Source organism: Capsulimonas sp. (genome assembly GCF_039929585.1).
Lineage (GTDB): Bacteria > Armatimonadota > Armatimonadia > Armatimonadales > Capsulimonadaceae > Capsulimonas.
Genome location: NZ_JBDSQY010000051.1, coordinates 22,471 through 29,170 on the forward strand (window position 1 = coordinate 22,471; position 6,700 = coordinate 29,170).

The following is a 6,700-nucleotide window of genomic DNA, read 5'->3' on the forward strand; positions in this document are numbered from 1 at the left end:
CGCGCTACTGTGCGCGCGGAACGGGCACGGTCTCCTTTTCTTCTTCTGCGGGCGCGGCTTGATCGTCCTCACCCATATACATCTCACTGGCGATGTAGCTGTCCAGCGGAACCATGTCCGGCGGGCGCTGCACGACCATCTGGTGGATGGTGCCGCCGCTCGGGATCATCGGGTAGACATTCTCTTCTTTCGAGATGCGGAAGTCCAGCACGGTCGGCCGGTCGGTGATGCTCATCGCTTCTTCCAGCGCGGCGCGGACGCCCGATGGGTTGAAGCAGCGGATCGCATGCGCGCCGTAGGCTTCTGCGAGCTTGACGAAGTCCGGCGCCGCTTCCATGTCCACGGAGGAGTAGCGGTTCCCCTGGAACAGCTCCTGCCACTGGCGCACCATGCCGAGGAACTGGTTGTTCAGGATACAGATCTTGATCGGCAGCTTGTAGATAGTCGCGACCATCAGCTCCTGGATACACATCTGGATCGAGCCGTCGCCCGTCACGCAGAAGACCGTCTTGTCCGGAGCGCCAAACTGCGCGCCGATCGCGGCGGGAAGTCCGAAGCCCATCGTTCCCAGGCCACCGGAGGTCACGAATTGGCGGGGCATTTCGCATTTGAAGAACTGGGCCGCCCACATCTGGTGCTGGCCGACATCCGTCACGCAAATCGCCTTGTGATCGCTCACTTCGCCGATCTGTTCGATCACGTACTGGCCGTGCAGGACACCGTCGTTCGGGTAGTGCAGCGGGAAGTCCTGCTTCAGCTTGTTGATCTGCGACACCCATTCCGGATGCATCTTCGCCTTCACGACCTTGTTCAGCTCAGTCAAAATGGCCTTGACGTCACCGACGATTGGGACATCGGCCAATAAGACCTTGCCGATCTCCGCCGGGTCAATGTCGATATGAATGATCTTGGCGTTCGGAACCCATTCGGCGACCTTGCCGGTCACACGGTCGTCGAAGCGCGCGCCGACGGCGATCAGCAGATCGCACTCGCTGACGGCGTAGTTCGCGTAGGCAGTTCCGTGCATGCCCAGCATGCCCAGCGACAGAGGATGCGTCTCGGGAAATGCGCCGAGACCTTTCAAAGTCGTGGTAACCGGCGTGTTGATCTTCTCGGCCAGTTCACGCACTTCTTTGTAAGCGTAGGCGTGGTTCGCTCCGCCGCCGACATAAAGAATTGGCTTCTTGGCGTCGGCGATAAACTCCGCCGCACGCTTGATCTGGACCGAGTGGCCGCGCGTGGTCGGCTTGAAGGTCGGGATGTCCACGGATTCGACGGGCGTGTATTCAAACTCAGCCTCGGCAATATCGCGCGGGATATCGATCAGGACCGGGCCAGGCCGGCCGGAACGCGCAATATGGAACGCCTCGGCAACGATCTCCGGCAGCTGTGTCACGTCCCTGACCAGCCAGTTGTGCTTGGTAATCGGCATGGTGATGCCAGTGATGTCCGCTTCCTGAAAGGCGTCGGTGCCAATCAAGTTGGAGCGGACCTGGCCGGTGATCGCGACAAGCGGGACCGAGTCCATCATCGCGTCGGCCAGCGGGGTAACAAGGTTGGTGGCGCCCGGTCCGGACGTCGCCAGACAAACGCCGACCTTGCCGGTGGCGAGGGCGTAGCCCTCAGCCATGTGCCCGGCGCCCTGCTCGTGGCGAACGAGGATGTGGCGGATGTCCGGGAACTGGTAAATCATATCGTAGATGGGGATGACCGCCCCGCCCGGATATCCAAAGATGGTGTCGACGCCTTCACGCTTCAGCGATTCCAGCAGCGCCCGACTTCCTTTGACTCTCATAGAATGTTCCTTCTTTTGACACTTGGCGGAGACAAACAAAAAAGCCCCCGCCCACTGGTAAGGGACGAGAGGCTTTATCAGCTCACGCGGTACCACCCTCATTCGACGAATATTGCAGACCGTCCTGCCATACACGTCGCACTTGGAACGCTATCACGGGCGACCCCGTGCTATCCTAATCATAAACGTGAACGTGTATTTTCAAACAGCCAGCTCGGAGGGGAGATCTACTGTGCTTCGCTGCCGTCTCGCACCAAGCGACGGCTCTCTGAAAGCTCCGTACAGTAACATTGTCCTCGTCAACGCATTTCAATTCAGTTGTGGGCAATATTATACCGGGTGAAGATTCGGTTGTCAACCATGGTTTGGAAATATTTCTGAGTGACCTATCCCCGCGAATAGCGGGGATAGGTCACGAAAGACTTACTTCGTCGAAGCCACCGTCGTCCCATTATACGTCCGCAGGTGCAGGTGCGCCTTCGCGATCTTCGCGGGGTCCAACTTGCCGGAGGAAATGGTGTTGACGGTGAATGTGTTCGGGTCGCCGTCGCTGACGTATTTGTCGGCTTTGTTGCGCTCCAGCCAGTCGAGCCAGTACTTGATGGCGAATTTCTCGTTGCCAGGAATGATCCGCTGCATGCGATAGGGCTTGAAGTCCTTGCTCATCGGCGAATGGACCGGCGCGGCGCCGGCGAGCAGGGCGCAGATATTGTGGTACTTGACGCCACCGCTTTGGCCGTCGATCACGAGTTTCTGGTTCTTGGGGTAGACACCGAACGGCAGTGCGAGCGTGTTTACATTGTAATTGGGCAGCATCGCCTGGATGTTCTTGACGGCGCCGGCGAACTCGGCCATCACCTGATCGTCGGACCAGTGGCGGATGCCCGCGCGATGGTGGATGGTATGGTTACCGATCTCATAACCTTCCTTCACCAAATACTCCATCTTGCCCTGCGCATACTGCTCTTGATAAAACGAGGGCGGAAGCTTGGGATCGCCGTTGGTGAGCACGAAGAACGTACCCTTCAGCGGCCAATCGGGATGGCGCGCGTGCATGTCGTCGAGAATGCCGACAGCGCAGGTCGGATCGATCTTGCCATCCGGGGTGTAGTAAAACTGGCCCTTGAGCGCGTCATCGAATGTCAGGATCACGGGAGACATGCCGGCGGGGCAGTCGATGCGGCCCTGGACGTATTCGGACAGGCTCACCGGGCGGTAGTTATGGGCGTACAGCCATTCCATGTCTTTGCGGAATGAGGCGGATGAATATTGGTATCCGGTCGCCTTGGCCGTATTGACCAGGTCGTGATACTCCAGAATCGGAACCATACCGGCTTCGTTCGGCTGGACCTTGGTCAGATCCACCGGCAGTATGGCGGCCGTTTGCGAAGCAGGCTTAGCAACAGGAGACACTGTCGCGGCCGTGCGTCTGTGGAATGGGTTTTTACATCCCGAGACCATGGGTATTCCGACGATCAAGACCGCAGCGGCGGCGATGCGGGCGACATTGAGGCGATGGAAGCGTTGTGTGGTATCTAACATGTTTCTCACGCGTGACGAGGTGGAATACGGCGATTATACCCCAGTATCGCCTGGATAGGCGACCACATAAAAAAGCCGCGCCATGCTGGATTTAACTCCGGCATGGGACGGCTTTTTGTTTGCGCAAGGTTGTAAATTCATACAGCCCCTGGCGCAACCGGAGAGTGTCCGGTGGGTAGAATCAGTATATCACTGATTGGCATTGGCGTCAATAGGTATCTTCGCCGAGTTCGGTTAGATCCGTGTGCGATCGTTGGTCGATATCACATGGTCCGACATCGGAGTCTCGTCTTGAGGCGCCGTGGCGTGACCGGCAAGTCCCTGCTGGGCCTTTGCGCTTGGAATACCGCTGGACGCCGGCGCCTCGCTGCTTGCGCCCGCCGTAGGATGAAGCGTCACCACTTCCTTGTCCATGCCCTGATCGGTCACCACCGACTGTCCTGTGACGGATTTGCCGGATGTCGACTGTACGAAGGCTTTCTCGGGATTGACCGTTCCAATTTGTTGATCCGTCATGGGAATGTCCTTTCCAAAATGTTCTGCAAAAGACATTCCCATCTTACACCCACTTTTAATCCAGGCGTTAGGGAACACGAACTTCCACGTCGTGCAGTTTTTCCAAATAAAGCTGAATGCTGCCCCGACTGAACCCGCGCTTGCGCAGGCCAGAAATCCCTTCCGTTTGGATAATGACGTAGGCCCCGATCAAACGGAGCGCCGATGCGCGTCCGGAGCCGCTTCGCCCATACTTTCCGATAATTTTGTCCGTCGCCGACAAGATGTCTTCATTTTGCAGCGCGCTATTATTCTGTTCCAGAGACATTGTCCTCCTCATCCCGCTATTCGCGTGCTTGCAGTTCCATTGTTCTTATGAAAGCGTTGGTATTCAGGTTCAGTGCGAATTTACCCACTTCTCGTGCGCCGTATGCATGGCGGGTACGATTTGATGGCCGGTTGTCGGCAAATAAAGCATCTCTTTCTCCGCTGGGATCTCATTATAGACCGCATAGATCGTCGGGGGTCGGCATGACGGGTCTCGGCCTCCGGCGCTCATTTGCGTCGGGCAGGCGATATTTCCCGCGTGCGACAGCGGATCAAAGTAGCGATAGGTTCGAAAAACCGCTTCTCGCCGCTCTGGATGCGCCTCCGCGTACTGCTCAATGATTAGACGCTTGTCCGGTACAGAAAGTTGCGGAAACTTTTGATAACGTTTACGATCGATCAAAGCCAGCGCCCGGTCCAAGTCCGAAAGCCAGGGCATGTCGGCCAGGCAAAGCCATGCGGTTTCCCGCTTGAGAGCCGCCGCAATCAGCGCCAGTCCCCCACCCTGGCTCATGCCGCCGACAATCACGCGCTTCGGATCGATCTCATCCTGACGCGCCAGCACGTCAAACGCGCGCAGGCAGTGCGCGATGATCGCACGGAAAACATATGTCTTCGGGGCGTCGATCCCCTCGGCGATATAATCGCGGCCCTGCGTACTCGGATGCACGTACGGGGTGTCCGGCGGGTTGCCGTGGACGTTAAGTCCCAGCGTCACGACGCCCGCGTAGAGGCTCTCGGGACCTGGCGACGGATTCCCGTGCGAATACCCCGGCAGCCACAAAAAACCGGGCAGCGGCGCTTCGCTGAGATCGTGGGGAACGGCAAGCCAGCCGGAGACGGTGACGCCTCCCAGTGACGCAAACTCCAGTGTCTCAACCACATACCCTTCGGCCGTGAAGTCTGAAGGCGTCCTCATCCAGACGATTGGCGTTTCGTCAATCTCCGCCATCGTCTCGCGCCAGAAATCGTCAAAATCCTCAGGACGATGGACGACAGATCGTGTCTCCTCTAATTCCGTCATGGTCTGCCGTCACCCAATGAGATCGTCTTACTCTTCGTTCCAGCCTCGGCGAGAGCGTCCGGCGTCACCCATCCCTGGCTTTCGCCGTCGCGCATCATCAGAATGGAATCGGCGCCTGTCAGCATCTCCGGGTCGTGTGTGACGACGATCACCGTGCCGCGCTCACGGTACGCCGACAAGAGGTCGATTACGAGCCGGCCGTTGGTATGGTCCAGCGACGCCGTAGGCTCGTCGGCGAAGATGATGTCCGGATCGTTCATCATGGCGCGGGCGACACATACCCGCTGCTTCTCGCCGCCGGAAAGCTGCGATGGCAGCTTATGCTGCAGCCGCGCGATTCCGAGCTGATCGAAATACGTTTGGGCCTTATGCCGCGCCTCATCATGAAGATCGGGAGCGCCCATCAGGACATTCTCCATGGCCGTCTGCCAGACGAGCAGATACGGCTGCTGGAATACGAATCCAAAGCGCGTACGGCGCAGGTCGACTAGCTCCCGGTCCGGCCGGCCGGCATACGAATACTCTTTTAGTCTGACCTCCCCACCGGTCGGTCGCTTCAATCCGCTTAAAATATAAAGCAGCGAAGACTTCCCAGAGCCGGACGGCCCCATAATCCCGATGAATTTTCGGTCAGGTATCTGAATAGTAACGTCGCGAAGGGCGTAAGTGTTTCGGTCTCCATCACTATATACCAAAGAAATTTTTTCGGTTGTCAGCAAATCGGTCAACGGATCATCGCCTTTCAATAATCGTCACCGGGTCCAGGCGCGACAAACGGTAAGTAATCGTCGCCACCGCAAACAGCGTGATGCAGACGGGAATGGGCAGCGTGTATGCATAAGCAAACAAATCCCCTGGGTTGATCAGCATGCCGCGCGGCTCGAAGACGCGCCCCCGCAGGACGCTCAGGATCGTGTAATTGACAATCACGCCTGCGATCCAGCCGATGGTCGTCAAAATCGCCGTTTCGGAGATCGCGTGCCAGATTAGGACGCTGCGCCGCAGGCCGATCGCCGACAAAACGGCGAACTCACTGATGCGCTGTGTAAAATAAATGTTGGATAGCATCCCCGCCATCAGCGCGACCACAAAGATGACCATCCCGTTCACCAGCCCCATGATCATATACATGGACGCTAGTGAATCGCGCAGGTCCTTCACAAGCGAGTTGAACGAGAATACCTGGGTTTGCACCTTGTCAAGCTGATTGAACAGCTTGTCTCCAAAGGCGATTTGCTCGGTCTGTGCGGCGCCGCGCGTCGTCACCAGAAGCGAATGCGGCACCAGCGGCAGCGCATTGTCCGTAAACTCTTTCGAAGTAAACGAGCACCACGTAGGACCAGACAAAATACCGACCACATGAACGGGGACGGGAACGCTGACGAGCGCGCCGGTATCGGTGGGGCTCGCAAGCACGTCGCCGAGCTTGAGTTTACGGTTACGCGCGATCCCCTCGGAGATCACCGCTTCTGGCTTTCCGGCTTCCGGCATTCGCCCGCTGGTCAGCCGGTCGTGAC

Annotated in this window: 7 protein-coding genes and 1 other annotated feature; all 7 genes read right to left on the minus strand. The window is 58.0% G+C overall.

Annotated elements, in window-relative coordinates:
- Positions 1-4: 4 nt before the first annotated feature.
- Positions 5-1,795, minus strand: a complete 1,791-nt coding sequence (gene ilvB / locus ABIZ35_RS03585) for a biosynthetic-type acetolactate synthase large subunit (RefSeq protein ID WP_348218500.1) — start codon at positions 1,793-1,795, stop codon at positions 5-7.
- 57 nt (positions 1,796-1,852) lie between these two features.
- Positions 1,853-2,107 (minus strand) — a binding site (T-box leader).
- 111 nt (positions 2,108-2,218) lie between these two features.
- Positions 2,219-3,337 (minus strand): polysaccharide deacetylase family protein, encoded by a 1,119-nt coding sequence (locus ABIZ35_RS03590; RefSeq protein WP_348218501.1) that lies wholly within the window; start codon positions 3,335-3,337, stop codon positions 2,219-2,221.
- Positions 3,338-3,571: 234 nt separating this feature from the next.
- The gene (locus ABIZ35_RS03595; protein ID WP_348218502.1) at positions 3,572-3,853 is read right to left on the minus strand and encodes a hypothetical protein; all 282 of its coding nucleotides are present in this window, start codon (positions 3,851-3,853) and stop codon (positions 3,572-3,574) included.
- 67 nt (positions 3,854-3,920) lie between these two features.
- Entirely contained in the window at positions 3,921-4,160 is a 240-nt protein-coding gene (locus ABIZ35_RS03600; RefSeq protein WP_348218503.1) for a hypothetical protein, read from the minus strand.
- A gap of 69 nt (positions 4,161-4,229) precedes the next feature.
- Positions 4,230-5,183 carry an acetylxylan esterase gene (locus ABIZ35_RS03605; RefSeq protein ID WP_348218504.1) on the minus strand — a complete coding sequence of 318 codons (954 nt, stop codon included), beginning with the start codon at positions 5,181-5,183 and terminating at the stop codon, positions 4,230-4,232.
- Positions 5,180-5,929, minus strand: coding sequence for an ABC transporter ATP-binding protein (locus ABIZ35_RS03610; protein ID WP_348218505.1), 750 nt, complete (start codon positions 5,927-5,929; stop codon positions 5,180-5,182). Before ABIZ35_RS03610 ends, ABIZ35_RS03605 begins: the two co-directional genes overlap by 4 nt.
- Positions 5,916-6,700, minus strand: a 785-nt coding sequence (locus ABIZ35_RS03615) for an ABC transporter permease (RefSeq protein WP_348218506.1), incomplete at its 5' end; no start/stop codon positions are given. The genes ABIZ35_RS03615 and ABIZ35_RS03610, both read right to left, overlap by 14 nt.

Bases quoted from the DNA above. Each gene is read 5' to 3' on its own strand.
- ilvB (WP_348218500.1), bottom strand. From the start codon at position 1,795: ATGAGAGTCAAAGGAAGTCGGGCGCTGCTGGAATCGCTGAAGCGTGAA.
- ABIZ35_RS03590 (WP_348218501.1), bottom strand. From the start codon at position 3,337: ATGTTAGATACCACACAACGCTTCCATCGCCTCAATGTCGCCCGCATC.
- ABIZ35_RS03595 (WP_348218502.1), bottom strand. From the start codon at position 3,853: ATGACGGATCAACAAATTGGAACGGTCAATCCCGAGAAAGCCTTCGTA.
- ABIZ35_RS03600 (WP_348218503.1), bottom strand. From the start codon at position 4,160: ATGTCTCTGGAACAGAATAATAGCGCGCTGCAAAATGAAGACATCTTG.
- ABIZ35_RS03605 (WP_348218504.1), bottom strand. From the start codon at position 5,183: ATGACGGAATTAGAGGAGACACGATCTGTCGTCCATCGTCCTGAGGAT.